The sequence below is a fragment of the Streptomyces sp. H51 genome (assembly GCF_035656535.1).
Taxonomy (GTDB): Bacteria; Actinomycetota; Actinomycetes; order Streptomycetales; family Streptomycetaceae; genus Streptomyces.
This window is the reverse complement of record NZ_JAYMHD010000077.1, coordinates 58,116-74,557: the sequence shown is the minus strand read 5'-3', so window position 1 is coordinate 74,557 and position 16,442 is coordinate 58,116. Positions and strand designations below refer to the sequence as shown.

At 72.4% G+C, this 16,442-nt stretch carries 14 protein-coding genes; 12 read left to right on the top strand and 2 right to left on the bottom strand.

What is annotated here, in order from left to right; translation table 11 throughout:
* The first annotated feature begins 5 nt into the window (after positions 1 to 5).
* The 4 genes from VKA29_RS29255 (at position 6) to VKA29_RS29240 (ending at position 4,798) form a co-directional block, all read left to right on the top strand.
* Positions 6 to 1,385 (top strand): DUF6716 putative glycosyltransferase, encoded by a 1,380-nt coding sequence (locus tag VKA29_RS29255; protein ID WP_324789007.1) that lies wholly within the window; start codon positions 6 to 8, stop codon positions 1,383 to 1,385.
* A gap of 80 nt (positions 1,386 to 1,465) precedes the next feature.
* A complete protein-coding gene (locus VKA29_RS29250; protein WP_324789006.1) occupies positions 1,466 to 2,740 on the top strand; it encodes an N-acylneuraminate cytidylyltransferase in 1,275 nt (424 codons plus the stop codon).
* A gap of 14 nt (positions 2,741 to 2,754) precedes the next feature.
* Entirely contained in the window at positions 2,755 to 3,693 is a 939-nt protein-coding gene (locus tag VKA29_RS29245; RefSeq protein WP_324789005.1) for an N-acetylneuraminate synthase family protein, read from the top strand.
* A gap of 40 nt (positions 3,694 to 3,733) precedes the next feature.
* Entirely contained in the window at positions 3,734 to 4,798 is a 1,065-nt protein-coding gene (locus tag VKA29_RS29240) for a hypothetical protein (RefSeq protein WP_324789004.1), read from the top strand.
* A 334-nt stretch (positions 4,799 to 5,132) separates the two neighbouring features.
* Here VKA29_RS29240 and VKA29_RS29235 read toward each other — a convergent pair whose 3' ends face one another.
* Positions 5,133 to 5,840 carry a class I SAM-dependent methyltransferase gene (locus VKA29_RS29235; RefSeq protein WP_324789003.1) on the bottom strand — a complete coding sequence of 236 codons (708 nt, stop codon included), beginning with the start codon at positions 5,838 to 5,840 and terminating at the stop codon, positions 5,133 to 5,135.
* Between the two features lie 422 nt (positions 5,841 to 6,262).
* Here VKA29_RS29235 and VKA29_RS29230 point away from each other — a divergent pair, with 422 nt between their 5' ends.
* The 8 genes from VKA29_RS29230 (at position 6,263) to VKA29_RS29195 (ending at position 15,398) form a co-directional block, all read left to right on the top strand.
* On the top strand, positions 6,263 to 7,489 hold the full coding sequence (locus VKA29_RS29230) for an amidohydrolase (protein WP_324789247.1): 1,227 nt from the start codon (positions 6,263 to 6,265) through the stop codon (positions 7,487 to 7,489).
* A 444-nt stretch (positions 7,490 to 7,933) separates the two neighbouring features.
* Positions 7,934 to 9,001 (top strand): BMP family ABC transporter substrate-binding protein, encoded by a 1,068-nt coding sequence (locus VKA29_RS29225; protein WP_324789002.1) that lies wholly within the window; start codon positions 7,934 to 7,936, stop codon positions 8,999 to 9,001.
* A 197-nt stretch (positions 9,002 to 9,198) separates the two neighbouring features.
* Positions 9,199 to 10,725 (top strand): ABC transporter ATP-binding protein, encoded by a 1,527-nt coding sequence (locus VKA29_RS29220; protein WP_324789246.1) that lies wholly within the window; start codon positions 9,199 to 9,201, stop codon positions 10,723 to 10,725.
* Positions 10,722 to 11,852 carry an ABC transporter permease gene (locus VKA29_RS29215; RefSeq protein ID WP_324789001.1) on the top strand — a complete coding sequence of 377 codons (1,131 nt, stop codon included), beginning with the start codon at positions 10,722 to 10,724 and terminating at the stop codon, positions 11,850 to 11,852. Before VKA29_RS29220 ends, VKA29_RS29215 begins: the two co-directional genes overlap by 4 nt.
* Positions 11,852 to 13,138: an ABC transporter permease gene (locus tag VKA29_RS29210; protein ID WP_324789000.1), complete on the top strand. Its 1,287-nt coding sequence runs from the start codon at positions 11,852 to 11,854 to the stop codon at positions 13,136 to 13,138. The genes VKA29_RS29215 and VKA29_RS29210 overlap by 1 nt, the downstream gene beginning before the upstream one ends.
* On the top strand, positions 13,135 to 13,536 hold the full coding sequence (locus tag VKA29_RS29205; protein ID WP_324788999.1) for a cytidine deaminase: 402 nt from the start codon (positions 13,135 to 13,137) through the stop codon (positions 13,534 to 13,536). The genes VKA29_RS29210 and VKA29_RS29205 overlap by 4 nt, the downstream gene beginning before the upstream one ends.
* Positions 13,537 to 13,602: 66 nt before the next feature.
* Positions 13,603 to 14,886 carry a thymidine phosphorylase gene (locus VKA29_RS29200; RefSeq protein WP_324788998.1) on the top strand — a complete coding sequence of 428 codons (1,284 nt, stop codon included), beginning with the start codon at positions 13,603 to 13,605 and terminating at the stop codon, positions 14,884 to 14,886.
* A gap of 167 nt (positions 14,887 to 15,053) precedes the next feature.
* Positions 15,054 to 15,398, top strand: coding sequence for an STAS domain-containing protein (locus VKA29_RS29195; RefSeq protein WP_420718588.1), 345 nt, complete (start codon positions 15,054 to 15,056; stop codon positions 15,396 to 15,398).
* On the opposite strand, the gene VKA29_RS29190 is transcribed toward VKA29_RS29195, so the two are convergent.
* Complete coding sequence (locus VKA29_RS29190; protein WP_324788997.1) at positions 15,282 to 16,298, bottom strand: sigma-70 family RNA polymerase sigma factor; 1,017 nt, start codon at positions 16,296 to 16,298, stop codon at positions 15,282 to 15,284. The two genes, VKA29_RS29195 and VKA29_RS29190, sit on opposite strands and share 117 nt — an antisense overlap.
* Between the last annotated feature and the right edge of the window lie 144 nt (positions 16,299 to 16,442).

Here is a 16,442-nt window from a genome sequence, read left to right as displayed (position 1 = left end):
TCGTCGTGCCACCAAGTACACCGAAGCCCACGCGAATCGCCGTGCTCGCGGACTCCGACACCCGCTGGAAATGGGGTGCCCTCACCGCGGCGCGCATCGCCCCGGGCCCGACCGGGGAAACCGCCTCGGCAGAGGCAGAGGGTGCGCAAGCCGGCCCCGAACTGGACGGATTCCTGCTGCGCGGCCGGTCCACGCCGACCGCGCGCCAGCTCGCCGAGGTCGGCGTGCGCGTCGACTCCCTGCGCGAGGTCACGGCCGTCGAGTTCCTGCGCGCCATGGCCGAAGGGGAGTACGACGTCGTCGTGCTCGCCCTCGTCGGCGGCGGCGTGCAGGCGGTGCTGCACGGCCTGAAGCGGGTCTGGGAGGGCCGTGCCAGGCGTCCCGTCGTCGTCACCGGCTACGTCGGCGTCGTCTACGAGAAGCTCGCCGACGGTCTGCTGCTGCGGCACGGCGCGGACCTGGTGCTCGCCAACTCCCGCCAGGACGCCGAGCGTTTCCGCGCGGTCTACGAGGGAGTGGGCGCCGACGCCTCGTCGGTGACGGAGGTGGCGCTGCCGTTCCTCGGCGGAGCCGCCTACGACGGCGGCCGCGACCTGGCCGCGGAGCCGGAACGCAGGCCGTACACCGTGGTGTTCGCCGCCCAGCCGTCCGTGCCGGACAACCGGCGGGACCGTACCTACCTGCTGGAGCGGCTGGTCCGGCACGCGCGCCTGCACCCCGAGCGCGAGGTGCTGCTCAAGCTGCGCTCCAAGCCGGGCGAGCACACCACCCACATCGAGGAACTGCCCTACCAGAAGCTGGCGCAGCGGTTCGAGCTGCCCGCCAACCTCCGCCTGGTGTACGGCAACATGGGCGAGGTCCTGGACCGCACCGACCTGCTGGTCACGATCAGTTCGACGGCCGCGCTGGAGTCGCTGCACCGCCGCATCCCGACCGTGGTCCTCACCGACCTGGGCGTGCGCGAGGCGCTCGGCAACCACCACTTCGTCGGATCCGGCTGCCTCGCCTCCTGGGACCGGCTCGACGCCGGGCACCGGCCCGAGGCCGACGAGGAGTGGGTGGCCCGGCAGGGCGTCGCCTCCGGCGGAGGGGCGTACGCCACCGCCTTCGACGCGGCCCGCGAGCGGGTCGCCAAGCTGCTCGCCCAGCCCGCCGGGCTGCCCCCGCTGACCCCGTACTACACGCCCGCGACGGCGCCCGGCTACCTGCCCGGCATCCTCGCCCGCCACCACCTCGGCCCGGACGGCAGCCCGCTGCCCGGCGCGCCCGCCGCCGACCGCGAGCCGGGTCCGGTCCGGCAGATCGTGCGCCGCGCGGCGCGCGGCGCCTACCGGCACGGGGTGCAGCGCGTGGCACCCGTCATCCGGCGGATGGGCGAGCTGTGAGCCGCCCCACCGGGCCGGACGTGAGCCGCCCCACCTGGCGGGACGTGAGCCGCCCCACCCCACTCCGAGGAGCAGAACCCATGTCCAGTCCGCAAGCGGGAGACGGCGCGACGGTGCGCCGGGTGCTCGCGGTGATCCCCGCGCGAGGCGGCTCCAAGGGCGTGCCCGCGAAGAACCTCGCCCCCGTCGGGGGCGTGCCGCTGGTGGCGCGGGCGGTGCGCGAGTGCCGGGCCACCCGCCTGGTGACGGACGTCGTGGTCTCCACGGACGACCAGGCGATCGCCGCCGCCGCCCGCGAGGCCGGCGCGGAGGTGGTGCTGCGGCCCGCCGCCATCGCCGGCGACACGGCGACCTCCGAGGCGGCCGTGCTGCACGCCCTGGACGCCCACGAGGCCCTGCACGGCGCCCGCGTGGACGCGGTCCTGCTGGTGCAGTGCACCAGCCCGTTCCTGGTCCGCGAGGACATCGACGGGGTGGCCGGCGCGGTCGTGGACAACGGCGCCGACACGGCGGTGACCGTGGCGCCGTTCCACGGGTTCGTCTGGCGCGACGCCGCCGACGCCGGCGACGCCGTCCTCGACCCGGCCGGTCCGTCCGGCACGGACGCGGCGGGCGGCGGCTACGGCGTCAACCACGACAAGTCCTACCGCCCGCGCCGCCAGGACCGCCCCCAGGACCTGCTGGAGACCGGCGCCGCCTACGCGATGGACGCCGCCGGCTTCCGCGAGCACCGGCACCGCTTCTTCGGCCGCACGGAGCTGGTGCGCACCGACCCCGCCCGGGTGCTGGAGATCGACGACCCGCACGACCTGGCCCGCGCCCGCGCCCTCGCGCCCCTCTTCGACGCGGACCGGCCCGGCGCCCTGCCGGCCGCCGACGACGTCGACGCGGTCGTCCTGGACTTCGACGGCACCCAGACCGACGACCGGGTGCTGATCGACGCCGACGGAAAGGAGTTCGTCTCCGTGCACCGCGGGGACGGGCTGGGCATCGCCGCCCTGCGCAGGAGCGGGCTGAAGATGCTGATCCTCTCCACGGAGCAGAACCCGGTCGTCGCCGCCCGGGCCCGGAAGCTGAAGATCCCGGTCCTGCACGGCATCGACCGCAAGGACCTCGCGCTGAAGCAGTGGTGCGAGGAGCAGGGCATCGCGCCCGAGCGCGTGCTCTACGTCGGAAACGACGTCAACGACCTCCCGTGCTTCGCCCTCGTCGGCTGGCCCGTGGCGGTCGCGAGCGCCCACGACGTCGTGCGCGGCGCCGCACGCGCGGTCACCACCGTCCCCGGCGGTGACGGCGCGATCCGGGAGATCGCCAGCTGGATCCTCGGCCCCTCTCTCGATTCCCTCGACAAGTAAGGAAAGTCCCCGCCATGAGCACCCACTCCCGTCTGCGCACCTTCGGCTCGCGTGAGGTCGGCCCGGGCAGGCCCGTCTACATCTGCGGCGAGATCGGCATCAACCACAACGGCGACCTGGACAACGCCTTCAAGCTGATCGACGTGGCCGCCGAGGCCGGCTGCGACGCCGTGAAGTTCCAGAAGCGCACCCCCGAGATCTGCACCCCGCGCGACCAGTGGGACATCGAGCGCGACACCCCCTGGGGCCGGATGACGTACATCGACTACCGCCACCGGGTCGAGTTCGGCGAGGACGAGTACCGGCAGATCGACGAGTACTGCAAGGAGAAGGGCATCGACTGGTTCGCGTCCCCGTGGGACACCGAGGCGGTCGCCTTCCTGGAGAAGTTCGACCTGCCGGCCCACAAGGTCGCCTCCGCCTCCCTCACCGACGACGAGCTGCTGCGCGCCCTGCGCGCCACCGGCCGCGCGGTCATCCTGTCCACCGGCATGTCGACGCCGCGGCAGATCCGCCACGCGGTGGAGGTGCTCGGCAGCGACAACATTCTCATGTGCCACGCCACCTCGACCTACCCGGCGAAGGCCGACGAGCTGAACCTCCGCGTGATCAACACGCTGGAGAAGGAGTACCCGAACGTCCCGATCGGCTACTCCGGCCACGAGACGGGCCTGCAGACCACGCTGGCCGCCGTCGCCCTCGGCGCCACCTTCGTCGAGCGCCACATCACCCTCGACCGCGCCATGTGGGGCTCCGACCAGGCCGCCTCCGTCGAGCCGCAGGGCCTCACCCGCCTGGTGCGCGACATCCGCACCATCGAGGCGTCCCTCGGCGACGGCGTCAAGAAGGTCTACGACTCCGAGCTCGGCCCGATGAAGAAGCTGCGCCGCGTCTCCGGCGTGGTCGCCGAGGCGGAGATCGCCGCCGCCGCGGGCGAGCCGGTCGCGGTCTGACGGTCCGGGCGACACCAACCAGGGGAACGGTCACACGCCGATGAGCCGCCGCGCCGGATCCGCCGGGCACTCCACTCTCGCGTTCGTCGAGAGCCCGGTACAGCTGCTGAACGTGCTGGAGTGGGCGCACGCCCACGCGCCCGGCGCGGAGCTCACCCTCGTCGTGCTGTCCCCGACCGACCCGATGACCCGCGGCCAGTTGCGCCGGATGGCCGAACTCGCCCGCGAGGAGGGCCACGAGGTCCGCTGGGAGGAGGCCAGGGGCGGCCCGGCTGCGCCGTTCCAGACGATAGGCGGCCTGGCCGGCATGCTCCGCCGCGCCGACCGCGTCGTGCTGGGCGACCCCTTCTCCCGCTACGTGCAACTGCTGCTGACGATCACCAAGGCCCCCGCCCTCGTCGTGGTGGACGACGGCACCGCCACCATGGAGTTCGTCGCCCAGCTCGCCCGCGGCGAGCGCCTGGTGCGCTGGCACCGCAAGGGCGGCCGCCCCGGCCCGCGGGACCTGCTCTTCGCCCCGGTCTCCTCCTCGGCCCGCCGGCGCCTGACGCCGGGCGGCAACCGGCAGGTGGAGATCTTCTCCGCCATGCCGGTGGACGAGCGGCCGGAGGGGGTGACGGTGACGGTGAACGCCTTCGCCTGGACCCGCGCCCGCTTCGGCCCGCCCCGCATCACCAAGGGCGCCGACATGGTGGGCACCTCCCTGGTGGAGACCGGCGTGGTCGACGCCGAGCGCTACCTGGAGGCGGTGCGCGCCCTGGCCAGGGCGCACGGCGCCACCCGCTACTTCGCGCACCGGCGCGAGAGCACCGAGAAACTGCACCGGCTGGTGCTGGAGACCGGCCTGGAGGTCGTCCGCCCGGACCTCCCGCTGGAGCTGATCGCCCGCCGCGGCCCGGTCGGCCGCACGATCCTCAGCTTCCCCTCCACGGTCGTCCACACCCTGCCCCTCGCCCTGGCCGGCACCCCGGTCCGCGTCGCCGTCTGCGACATAGACCCGGCCTGGCTCACCGACCGTGCCTCGCCCCGCGCCCAGGGCTTCCTGTCGGGCGTGACGGACACCGCCCGCGACGTCCACCGCCTGTCGGCGGTCACCGCCGTGTGACCCGGCGCGCCTCGCGAGTCACCCCGGTCCCGCCGTCCGCTCCCGGGCCTCGCACCGCGTGCGGTTCCCCTGGCCCCGGTCCGGCTGTCCGCTCCCGGGCCTCGCACCGCGTGCGGTTCCCCTGGCCCTGGCCCGGTTCTTCGGCCCGGGCCTCGCACCGCCTGCGGTTTCCCTGGTGGGCCGTGCGGGTCATCCTGGTCCGGCTGTCCGGCCCGGGCCCCGCACCGCGTGCGGGTTTCGGCAGCGGACAGGGCCGGTGCGCCCCGCGCCTGTCCGCGCCGGCGGGGCCTCCCCTCCAGGCGTGACGGACGCGGCCCGCACCGCCTGTCGGCGCTCAGCGCGATGTGACCGCGCCTGCGGCTGCCTCCGGTCGGCGCGGTGCCGCGGGCGGCTTGTGCGCCAGTACGAACGCGCGGGGGCGGGTCTCCTCGCCGTCCGGCTCGCGCAGCACGCGGGCCGTCGGCCGCAGCCCCGCCGAAGCCAGCTGCCGGGCCACCGTCTCGGGCGTACGCCAGTGGTAGTCCAGCCCGATCTCCCGGCCGAAGCGCTCGGTGAGGCGCATCCGGCCCTCCTCGTCGCCGGACTGGAAGCCGAGCAGCACGTGCCCGCCGGGCGCCAGCACGCGGTGGAACTCGGCGAACGCCCTCGGCAGGTGCTCGTCCGGCACGTGGATGACCGAGTACAGGGCGAGCACCCCGCCCAGCGTCCCGTCCGGCAGGTCGAGGCGCAGCATCGAACCCACCTGGAAGCGCAGCCCCGGATGCGCCCGGCGGGCCAGCGCCACCATGCGCGGCGAGACGTCGACCCCGAAGACCGGCACCCCGAGCGCGTGCAGCCGCGCGGTGACGTGCCCGGGGCCGCTGCCGACGTCGGCGACGGGAGCCGGGCCGGCCGCCCGGACCAGCTCGGCGAAGCCGGTGAGCAGCGCCCGGTCCAGGGGATGGTGGGCCAGGCTGTCCGGGTGCCGCTCGGCGTAGGGATCGGCGATCTCGTCGTACGAGGCCCGGGTGGCGCGGACGAAGTCGGGGGTGTCGTCGTTCACGTGGCCGGACCCTAGCCCCGGAGCCCGGCGCGTGTCCGGCGGTTCACCGGTCCGGCACCGACGGACCGCGGGGACCGCCGCACTCACGCGGGGACCGCCGCACTCACGCGGGGACCGCCGCGCTCATGGGACGCGCGTCGCGGGGGTATGCGGGGGTATGCGGTTCGCGTGCACCGAGTGGCCGTACGCCGCGAACGCCGTGTGGCCGGGCCCGCGGGCGGCGGGGGACGGTTCCGACAGGTGAACAGACGCGCCGTGCGGGAGCGGAGCGTGGTATGCGTAGAGAAAGGAGTGGTTTACCCACCTCAACCGAATCCCATGCGCCGAGGGGCGAGTTTTTCTTCGTCTGACGGGCTGAAGTTTGTTGATCGAGGCTCGGTCGGCCGTCCCGGCGTCCTACCCTTCAGAGGGTGAAGCAACTGATGTCACTGGAGTCCGAAGTCGAACTGCCGGCCGCGGAAGCGCTGCTTCCCGGCACGCTGCCCGAGGCGCTGCGTACCGAACTCATCGCGTTCCGGCGCGACTTGCACATGCACCCGGAACTCGGCAACCAGGAGTTCCGCACGACCGCCGCGATCAAGGCACGGCTGGAGAAGGCCGGGCTGCAGCCGCGCGTGCTCGGCGCCGGGACCGGACTCGTCTGCGACATCGGCCACTGGGCCGGTGACCGCCCCGCGCTCGCGCTGCGGGCGGACATCGACGCCCTGCCCATCCCCGACACCAAGAGCGAGTGCGCCTACCGCTCCACCGTGCCCGACCGGGCGCACGCCTGCGGGCACGACGTGCACACCACCGTGGTGCTCGGCGCCGGCCTGGTGCTGGCCGACCTGCACCGGCAGGGCAGGCTGCCGCAGCCGGTCCGGCTGATCTTCCAGCCCGCCGAGGAGGTGCTGCCGGGCGGCGCCGCCGACGCCATCGAGTGGGGGGTGCTGGAGGGAGTGGGACGGATCGTCGCCGTGCACTGCGACCCCCGCGTGGACGCCGGCCGGATCGGGCTGCGCACCGGCCCCATCACCTCCGCCTGCGACCGGCTCGAGGTCTCCCTCGACGGCCCCGGCGGCCACACCGCCCGGCCGCACCTGACCACCGACCTGGTCACCGCCGCCGCCCGCGTCGCCACCGACGTGCCCGCGCTGGTCGGCCGCCGCGTCGACAGCCGCAGCGGCCTCGCCGTGACCTGGGGCCGTATCGAGTCCGGCCACGCCCCGAACGTCATCCCGCAGCACGCGGAGCTCTCCGGGACGGTGCGCTGCCTGGACCTCGCCACCTGGCGGCAGGTGCCGGACGTCGTCGTCGCCGCCATCGACGAGGTCGCCAACCTGCACGGCGCCAAGTCGGAGATCAACTACGTGCGCGGTGTCCCGCCGGTGGTCAACGACCAGGCCGTCACCGATCTGCTGCGGCACGCCATGGCCGCCCGGCGGGGCCCGGACGCCGTGGAGGGCACCGAACAGAGCCTGGGCGGCGAGGACTTCTCCTGGTACCTGGAGCACGTGCCCGGCGCGATGGCCCGCCTCGGTGTGCGTCCCCCGGGCGAGCGGACCGTGCGCGACCTGCACCAGGGCGACTTCGACGTCGACGAGTCGGCGATCACGGTGGGCGTGGAACTGTTCACGGCAGCCGCCCTCCTGGACGCGGCGGAACGCTGAACACTCTCCGAACGGACCGCTGAGACTCCCCTGACCTGAGGGGTCTCAGCGGTCGACGCAGGTTCCAGCCGGGCAACGCCGGTTTCAACCGGTCAATGCCGGTTCCTGACGGTTCCCGCCGGTCCCCGCGACGCCCGCGCGGCGGCCCGGCCGGCCCGCGCAATGGTCCGGACGTCCCTGCTCCGGGGACGTCCGGACCCCCGGCGCAACACGTCCGTAAGCCATTTGTGAACAGACCGCAACGGTCGCCGCGGCAGCCGCAGACCCTCAGTTCAGACGCTGTTTGCCTCGAATCGATAACGGCTTCCGGAGAGGTCTCTTTCCGACATCTACGCGCGTTACGATGCCGCGAAGCCGACGCCGCCGGGGCGTCTCGGCCCGGGCACCGCATGGTGCTCACAAAAAGCGCCGACATGGCGCTCAGGTCAGGTGAAGGAGCCTCCCGTGCGCCGGGTAGCCAAGCTTTCCGCTGCGTGCATCGCCACCGCAGCTCTCGCACTGTCTGCCACTGCCTGTGGCAGCACCTCCTCCGAAAAGGGCAGCGACAAGTCGTCCTCCTCGTCCTCCGACGGCGGCAAGGGCGGCGTCAAGATCGGCCTCGCCTTCGACGTCGGCGGCCGCGGCGACCGCTCCTTCAACGACTCCGCCGCGCGCGGCGCCGACAAGGCCAAGGCGGAGTTCAAGGGTTCGATCAAGGAACTGACCGCCAAGACCTCCGACACCGAGGCCGACCGCGAGCAGCGCCTGACCGACCTGGCCGACGCCGGCTACAACCCGGTCATCGGTATCGGCTACGCCTACGCCACCTCCATGACCAAGGTCGCCGCGAAGTACCCGAAGGTCAGCTTCGGCATCGTCGACTCGGTCGTGGACGCCGAGAACGTCGACAGCATCACCTTCACCGAGGAGCAGGGTTCCTACCTGGCCGGTGTCGCCGCGGCGCTGAAGACCAAGAAGGACCACGTCGGCTTCATCGGCGGCGTCGACAACCCGCTGATCAAGAAGTTCGAGGCGGGCTACGTCCAGGGCGTCAAGGACACCAAGCCCAAGGTCAAGGTCGACACCCAGTACCTGAGCCACGGCTCGGACACCTCCGGCTTCGTCAGCCCCGACAAGGGCAAGGAGGCCGCGTCCGGCATGCTCGACAACGGCGCCGACGTGATCTACTCGGCGGCCGGCTCCTCCGGCAACGGCGCGCTCGAGGCCGTCAGCGGCGTCAAGGGCGCCTGGGCCATCGGCGTGGACTCCGACCAGTACAACATCCCGGGCCTGGCGAAGTACAAGAACTCGATCCTGACCTCGATGGTCAAGAACGTCGACGTCGGTGTCTACGACTTCGTCAAGTCCGTCCACGACGGCAAGCCGCTGACCGGCAACAACGTCTACTCGCTCGCCAAGAACGGTGTCTCGCTGGCCACCAGCGGCGGCTTCATCGACGACATAAAGGCCAAGCTGGACGCGGCCCAGAAGAAGATCGTCGACGGCGACATCAAGGTCAAGACCACCCCGTGACCTGACGGTTCCCGCCGGACCAAGGCTCGGCGAGGGGCGCACGACAAGCCCCCGCCGAGCCATAACGATGTGTCAACTCTACGCGTGTAGCGCTGAGTTGTCGCGCTAGCGTCGCCGACGCCTGCCTCCCCTTACGCAGCCCCTTCCCCCGAGGAGAGTGCGCCATCAACGCGTCCAGCCCTCCCGCTGCCGTCGAACTGCGCGGCATCACCAAGCGCTTCCCCGGCGTCGTCGCCAACCGCGACATCGACATCACCGTCCGCGCGGGCACGGTCCACGCCCTGTGCGGTGAGAACGGCGCCGGCAAGTCCACCCTGATGAAGATCCTCTACGGCATGCAGCAGCCGGACGAGGGCACCATCACGGTGAACGGCGAGCCCGTCACGTTCAACAACCCCGCCGACGCCATCGCCCGCGGCATCGGCATGGTGCACCAGCACTTCATGCTCGCCGACAACCTCACCGTCCTGGAGAACGTCGTCCTCGGCGCGGAGAAGCTGTACGGGATCGGCGCGAAGGCCCGCGCGAAGATCCAGGAGATCTCGCGCAGCTACGGGCTGAACATACGTCCCGACGTGCTCATGGAGGAACTCGGCGTCGCCGACCGCCAGCGCGTGGAGATCCTCAAGGTCCTCTACCGCGGCGCCAGGATCCTCATCCTCGACGAGCCCACCGCCGTCCTCGTGCCGCAGGAGGTCGAGGCCCTCTTCGACAACCTCCGCGACCTCAAGGCGGAGGGGCTCACGGTCATCTTCATCTCCCACAAACTGGGGGAGGTGCTGTCCGTGGCCGACGAGATCACCGTCATCCGGCGCGGCACCACCGTCGGCACGGTCGAGCCGCACTCCACCACCACCAAGCAGCTCGCCGAGCTGATGGTCGGCAGCGAGCTGCCCACCCCGGCGACCGAGGAGTCCACCGTCACCGACGTCCAGGTGCTGAAGGTGGACGGGCTGAAGCTGACGCAGACCGACCTCGACGGCGTCGAGCGCGTCATCCTCGACGAGATCTCCCTCACCATCCACAAGGGCGAGGTGCTCGGCATCGCCGGTGTGGAGGGCAACGGCCAGTCCGAACTGGTCGAGGCGATCATGGGTATCCGCACCCCGGACACCGGCACGATCACCCTCGGCGACGCCGACATCTCCCGCCTCCCCACCCGCAGACGCCGCGAGGCCGGCGTCGCCTACATCCCCGAGGACCGCCAGCGCCACGGCCTGCTGCTGGAGGCGACGCTGTGGGAGAACCGCATCCTCGGCCACGTCACCGAGGAGCCCAACTCCCGCGGCGGACTGCTCGACCTCAAGGCCGCCCGCGCCGACACCGAGCGCATCATCGAGTCCTACGACGTCCGCACCCCCGGCATCGAGGTGACCGCGGGCTCGCTGTCCGGCGGCAACCAGCAGAAGCTGATCGTCGGCCGGGAGATGAGCCACGAGCCGAAGCTCCTCATCGCCGCCCACCCCACCCGCGGCGTGGACGTCGGCGCGCAGGCCGCGATCTGGGACCACATCCGCGACGCCCGCCGCAACGGCCTGGCCGTGCTGCTGATCTCCGCGGACCTGGACGAGCTCATCGGGCTCTCCGACACCCTGCGGGTGATGTACCGCGGCCGTCTGGTCGCCGACGCCGACCCCGCCACGATCACCCCCGAGGCGCTGGGCTCCGCCATGACGGGTGCGGCCACCGGCCACCTGGAGCACACGGAGGACGACGTCCGATGAAGAAGCTGATCTCACGGATCGACAGGCAGCGGCTGCTCCTCGGCGTCGCGGCGCCGCTGCTGGCGATCGCCGCCGCCCTCGTCGTCACCACCCTGGTCATCCTCGCCACCGGCAAGAACCCGGGCGACGCCTTCAGCGACATGCTGACCTACGGCACCGCCAGCGACAGCCAGGTCTACATCCTCAACAAGGCGACGACGTACTACCTCGCGGGCGTCGCGGTGGCCATCGGCTTCCGCATGAACCTGTTCAACATCGGCGTCGACGGCCAGTACCGGATCGCCGCCTTCATCGCCGCCGTCCTCGGCGGCGCGCTCACCGCCCCCGGCTGGATCGCCATCCCGCTGATCATCCTGTGCGCCATGGCGAGCGGTGCGCTGTGGGCGGCCATCGCGGGCGTGCTGAAGGTGACCCGGGGCGTCAGCGAGGTCATCTCGACGATCATGCTGAACTCGATCGCCACCGCAATCATCGGCTACCTGCTGCAGCCCGAGCAGCTCGGCCAGCTGGACAAGGCGGGCACCCTGGTGTCCACCAAGCCGCTGCCGGAGTCGTCGTACTTCTTCAGCTTCGACACCGGCCCGGCCGGCGAGCTGTGGGGCTTCATCGTCATCGCCGTGCTCGTCGGCTTCGCCTTCTGGTTCGTCCTCGGCCGCACCCGGTTCGGCTTCGACCTGCGCACCGTCGGACTGTCCGAGACCGCCGCCGCGGCCAGCGGCGTCAGCGTGAAGAAGATGGTCGCCACCAGCATGGTCATCTCGGGTGCGGTGGCCGGCCTGATCGGCATGCCGACCCTGCTCAACGACAGCCACCAGTTCAGCAACGACTTCCCGGCGGGCATCGGCTTCACCGGCATCGCCATCGCGCTGCTGGGCCGCAACCACCCGATCGGCATCGCGCTCGGCGCCCTGCTGTGGGGCTTCCTGGAGCGCACCACCAACCACCTGGAGTTCCAGGGCTACGACAAGGAGATCCTCGGCGTCATCCAGGGCGTCATCGTCCTGTGCGTCGTCATCGCCTACGAAGTCGTACGCCGTTACGGCCTGCGGCACCAGCAGCAGCGCGTGGGCGCCGAACTCGCCGCCCAGGCCGCCGCCGCCCCGACCGAGAAGCAGGAGGTGGCGTGATGACTGCCACGATGACCGACACGCCGCCGCCCGCGGCGCCCAAGACCGACACCGCGGCCGGCGGCTCCGGCCGGACCCTCGGCCGGGTACTCCTGATCGCCGCGGGGGCGCTGATCCTGGTGGCCGCGGTCCGCGTGCTGACCGGCGCCAACCAGCTCACCTCCGAGGGGCAGGTCAGCGCCGCGCTGGGACTGGCCGTGCCGATCGGCCTCGCCGGTCTCGCCGGTCTGTGGTCCGAGCGCTCCGGCGTGGTCAACATCGGCCTCGAAGGCATGATGATCCTCGGCACCTTCGGCGCGGGCTGGGTCGGCTGGCAGCACAGCCCCTGGCTCGGCCTGCTGTGCGGGATCGCCTTCGGCGTCCTCGGCGGCCTGGTGCACGCCGTCGCGACCGTCACCTTCGGCGTCGACCACATCGTCTCCGGTGTCGCGATCAACCTGCTCGCGCTCGGCGCCACCCAGTACCTCGCCAAGCTGTTCTTCTCCGAGGGCAAGGCGGCGGAGGCGGGCGGCAACCCCAAGCAGTCCCCGCCCGCGGAGTCGCTGCCCAACGTGGACGTGCCCGGCCTCTCGGACGCCCTGCACTCCGTCGAGCAGCACCACTGGTTCCTGGTCTCCGACCTCGCCGGCATCCTCGGCGGCCTGGTCACCGACCTGTCCGTGGTGACGCTCATCGCCCTCCTGCTGTTCGTCGGCAGCTGGTGGCTGCTGTGGCGCACGGCGTTCGGTCTGCGGCTGCGCTCCTGCGGCGAGAACCCGGTCGCCGCGGAGTCCCTCGGCGTCAACGTCTACAAGTACAAGTACGCGGCCGTCGCCGTCTCCGGCGGCCTGGCCGGCCTCGGCGGCGCGTTCCTCGCACTGGTCACCTCGCACATCTACCTGGAGGGCCAGACCGGCGGCCGCGGCTACATCGGCCTCGCGGCGATGATCTTCGGCAACTGGCGGCCCGGCGGGCTGGCGATGGGCGCGGGCCTGTTCGGCTACTCGGACGCGCTCCAGCTGCGCAACGGCGGCCAGACCGTGCACGCGCTGCTGCTCCTGCTGGTCGTCCTGCTCGCCGTGCTGGCCGGCTGGAAGCTGTACCGCAAGGCGGTGTGGCAGGGCGTGGCGAGCGCCGTCACGGCGGTGCTCGTGCTGGTCTGGTACCTGTTCACCGACGAGGTCCCGGGCGACTTCGTGGGCGCCACCCCGTACGTCGTCACCCTGCTGGTGCTGTCGCTGTCCGCGCAGCGGCTGCGGATGCCCAAGGCGGACGGCCTGCGCTACCGGAAGGGCCAGGGCAAGTGACCGAGTCCGCCGACGTCGACTGGGAACGGCTGCGGGAGCTGGCCCGGGAGGCCATGTCCCGCGCCTACGCCCCCTACTCGGGCTACCCGGTCGGCGTCGCGGCCCTGGTCGACGACGGCCGGACGGTCACCGGCTGCAACGTCGAGAACGCCTCGTACGGGCTCGGACTGTGCGCCGAGTGCGGACTGATCTCGCAGCTGCAGAACACCGGCGGCGGCCGCCTGACGCACTTCACCTGCGTCGACGGCCACGGCGAGATCCTCGTCCCGTGCGGCCGCTGCCGGCAGCTGCTGTACGAGTTCGGCGGCCCCGGACTGCTGCTGGAGACACCCCGGGGCATCCTGCCGCTGTCGGAGATGCTGCCCCAGGCCTTCGGCCCGGACCATCTCACCCGGTAACTCCCGTGCGGCCCCTCCGACAGGTGCGGAGGGGCCGCTCACTTCCTGAACGTCGGAAGGAAAACCATGGCCATGGACGCCATCTCCGTCATCCGCACCAAGCGGGACCGCGGCGAACTCAGCGACGAGCAGATCGACTGGGTCATCGACGCGTACACCCGCGGCGAGGTCGCCGACGAGCAGATGTCCGCGCTCGCCATGGCGATCCTGCTCAACGGCATGAACCGCCGGGAGATCGCCCGCTGGACGGCCGCGATGATCGCCTCCGGCGAGCGCATGGACTTCTCCGCGCTGTCCCGCCCGACGGCCGACAAGCACTCCACGGGCGGCGTCGGCGACAAGATCACCCTGCCGCTGGCGCCCCTGGTCGCGGCCTGCGGAGCCGCCGTGCCCCAGCTGTCGGGCCGCGGCCTCGGCCACACCGGCGGCACCCTCGACAAGCTGGAGTCGATCCCCGGCTGGCGCGCCCTGCTCTCCAACGAGGAGATGCTGCACGTCCTGGACACCACGGGCGCGGTGATCTGCGCGGCGGGCGACGGCCTGGCCCCGGCGGACAAGAAGCTGTACGCGCTGCGGGACGTCACCGGCACGGTCGAGGCGATCCCGCTGATCGCCTCCTCGATCATGTCGAAGAAGATCGCGGAGGGCACCGGCTCGCTGGTCCTGGACGTGAAGGTCGGCACCGGCGCCTTCATGCGGACGCTCGCGGACGCCCGCGAACTCGCCTCCACGATGGTCGGCCTGGGCACCGACCACGGCGTGCGGACGGTCGCGCTGCTCACCGACATGTCCACCCCGCTCGGCCGCACGGCGGGCAACGCCCTGGAGGTCCGCGAGTCGGTGGAGGTCCTCGCGGGCGGCGGACCGGCCGACGTCGTGGAACTGACGCTCGCCCTGGCGCGCGAGATGCTCCGGGCCGCCGGGGTGACCGACGCCGACCCGGCGAAGGCCCTGGCCGACGGCTCGGCGATGGACGTCTGGCGCCGCATGATCACCGCCCAGGGCGGCGACCCGGACGCCCCGCTGCCCACCTCCCGCGAGCAGCACGTGATCACGGCACCCTCCTCCGGCGTCCTGACCCGCCTCGACGCCTACGACATCGGCATCGCCGCCTGGCGCCTGGGCGCGGGGCGCGCCCGCAAGGAGGACCCGGTGCAGGCGGCGGCGGGCGTGGAGATGCACGCCAAGCCGGGCGACACGGTGACCGCGGGCCAGCCCCTGCTGACCCTGCACACGGACACCCCCGAGCGCTTCGCCTACGCCCTGGAGGCGACGGAGGGCTGCTACGACATCGCGGCCCCGGGTACGGACTTCAGCCCCTCCCCGGTCGTCCTCGAACGTATCGCCTGACCCGCGGTCCCCCCTTCCGGGTGCGCGGGACCGGCGGACCTTCGCCGGTCCCGTTCCGCATGCCGGGACCGGCGGTGCCCCGACGGAACGACCTCGCCCCCGTCCGGGCACGGCCGGGCGCCCCGATGAGTTCCGTGCGGCCGGTCGGTCTACCTTTTGTGGACGCCATGACACCCGCCGTACTCGTGCTGCCCGGCCCGCTCACCCGGGACGAGGTGACAGGGCTGTGCGAGCACGTGCGGGCGCGGCTGGCCGCCGACGGCGCCCGGGCGGTCGTGGTCGACGTGGCCGGGATCGGGCCGCCGGGCCTCGCCGCCGTGGACCTGCTGGCGCGGCTCCAGCTCACCGCCCGGCGGGCCGGCGGCGGGATCCGGCTGCGGGACCCCGCTCCCGCCTTACAGGCCCTTCTCGACCTGGTCGGGCTCCGCTTCGAGGTGGAGGGGCAGGCCGAACAGCGGGAACCACCGCTGGGTGTCGAGGAAGCAGTGGAACCCGGTGATCCGGCCCTCTGACGTCTCCAGCGCCTGCACGGCCCACGCGGTGAAGCCGCCCTCCTCCGGGTCCGGCTTGTACTGTGCGAACCCGGGCAACCCGTTGACCTGCACCGGCAGCAGGCGCGAGCCGGCGCAGGCGGCGCCCAGCGTCGTCATGAAGCCGGTGATGTCCTCGTGGCCCCGCAGCCACAGGTCGAACGGCGGCATCGTCATCACCGCGTCCTCGTGCAGCAGCGCCGTCAGCGCCGCCATGTCGTACCCCTCGAAGGCCGCGACGTAGCGCTCCAGGAGCTTCTGCTGCTCCTCGTCCAGCGGGTCGGAGACCGCCGCGCGGGCGCTCGCGTCGTCCCGCTCGGCGAGGGTCGCCCTGGCGCGCTGGAGCGCGCTGTTGACCGACGCGACCGATGTCCCGAGCAGCTCGGCGACCTCGCTCGCCCGCCAGGCCAGCACCTCGCGCAGGATCAGCACCGCCCGCTGCTTGGGCGGCAGCTGCTGCAGCGCCGCCATGAAGGCCAGCCGCACGGACTCCTTGGCCACCGCCGCCTCCGCCGGATCGTCGGTCGTGGGCAGCACGCGCGCGTCCGGCACGGGTTCGAGCCAGGTGTTGTCCGGGCGCGGGGCGAGGGCCGCCCGGGCCAGCGGCGTGGACTCGGTCAGGTCCATCGGTCTGGCGCGCTTGTTGCCGGCCGTCAGCATGTCCAGGCACACGTTGGTCGCGATGCGGTAGAGCCAGGAGCGGAGGCTGGAGCGGCCCTCGAACTTGTCGTAGCTGCGCCAGGCGCGGACCATCGTGTCCTGCACCGCGTCCTCGGCCTCGAAGGAGGAACCGAGCATCCGGTAGCAGTAGCCGGTCAGCTCGACCCGGTGCTTCTCCAGCGTGACGTCGAGGTCCGCTGTCGTCGCCGTGCCCTGGCCCATGGTCCACCCACCCCTGTGCGGCATTCCCGTCACGCGCTCACGCGCCCACTGCTTCGGAAGCTACCGCAGCCCACTGACAACGGCTCCCGGAGCGAAGCGATCCGCAGCTCAGAGCGGTGCCCCCAGCGGCGCGGCGCACCCTCC

Excerpts from the sequence above, each read along its gene's own strand:
- VKA29_RS29250 (WP_324789006.1), top strand. The coding sequence starts at position 1,466 with ATGTCCAGTCCGCAAGCGGGAGACGGCGCGACGGTGCGCCGGGTGCTC.
- VKA29_RS29245 (WP_324789005.1), top strand. The coding sequence starts at position 2,755 with ATGAGCACCCACTCCCGTCTGCGCACCTTCGGCTCGCGTGAGGTCGGC.
- VKA29_RS29240 (WP_324789004.1), top strand. The coding sequence starts at position 3,734 with ATGAGCCGCCGCGCCGGATCCGCCGGGCACTCCACTCTCGCGTTCGTC.
- VKA29_RS29230 (WP_324789247.1), top strand. The coding sequence starts at position 6,263 with ATGTCACTGGAGTCCGAAGTCGAACTGCCGGCCGCGGAAGCGCTGCTT.
- VKA29_RS29215 (WP_324789001.1), top strand. The coding sequence starts at position 10,722 with ATGAAGAAGCTGATCTCACGGATCGACAGGCAGCGGCTGCTCCTCGGC.
- VKA29_RS29210 (WP_324789000.1), top strand. The coding sequence starts at position 11,852 with ATGACTGCCACGATGACCGACACGCCGCCGCCCGCGGCGCCCAAGACC.
- VKA29_RS29200 (WP_324788998.1), top strand. The coding sequence starts at position 13,603 with ATGGCCATGGACGCCATCTCCGTCATCCGCACCAAGCGGGACCGCGGC.
- VKA29_RS29195 (WP_420718588.1), top strand. The coding sequence starts at position 15,054 with ATGACACCCGCCGTACTCGTGCTGCCCGGCCCGCTCACCCGGGACGAG.
- VKA29_RS29190 (WP_324788997.1), bottom strand. The coding sequence starts at position 16,298 with ATGGGCCAGGGCACGGCGACGACAGCGGACCTCGACGTCACGCTGGAG.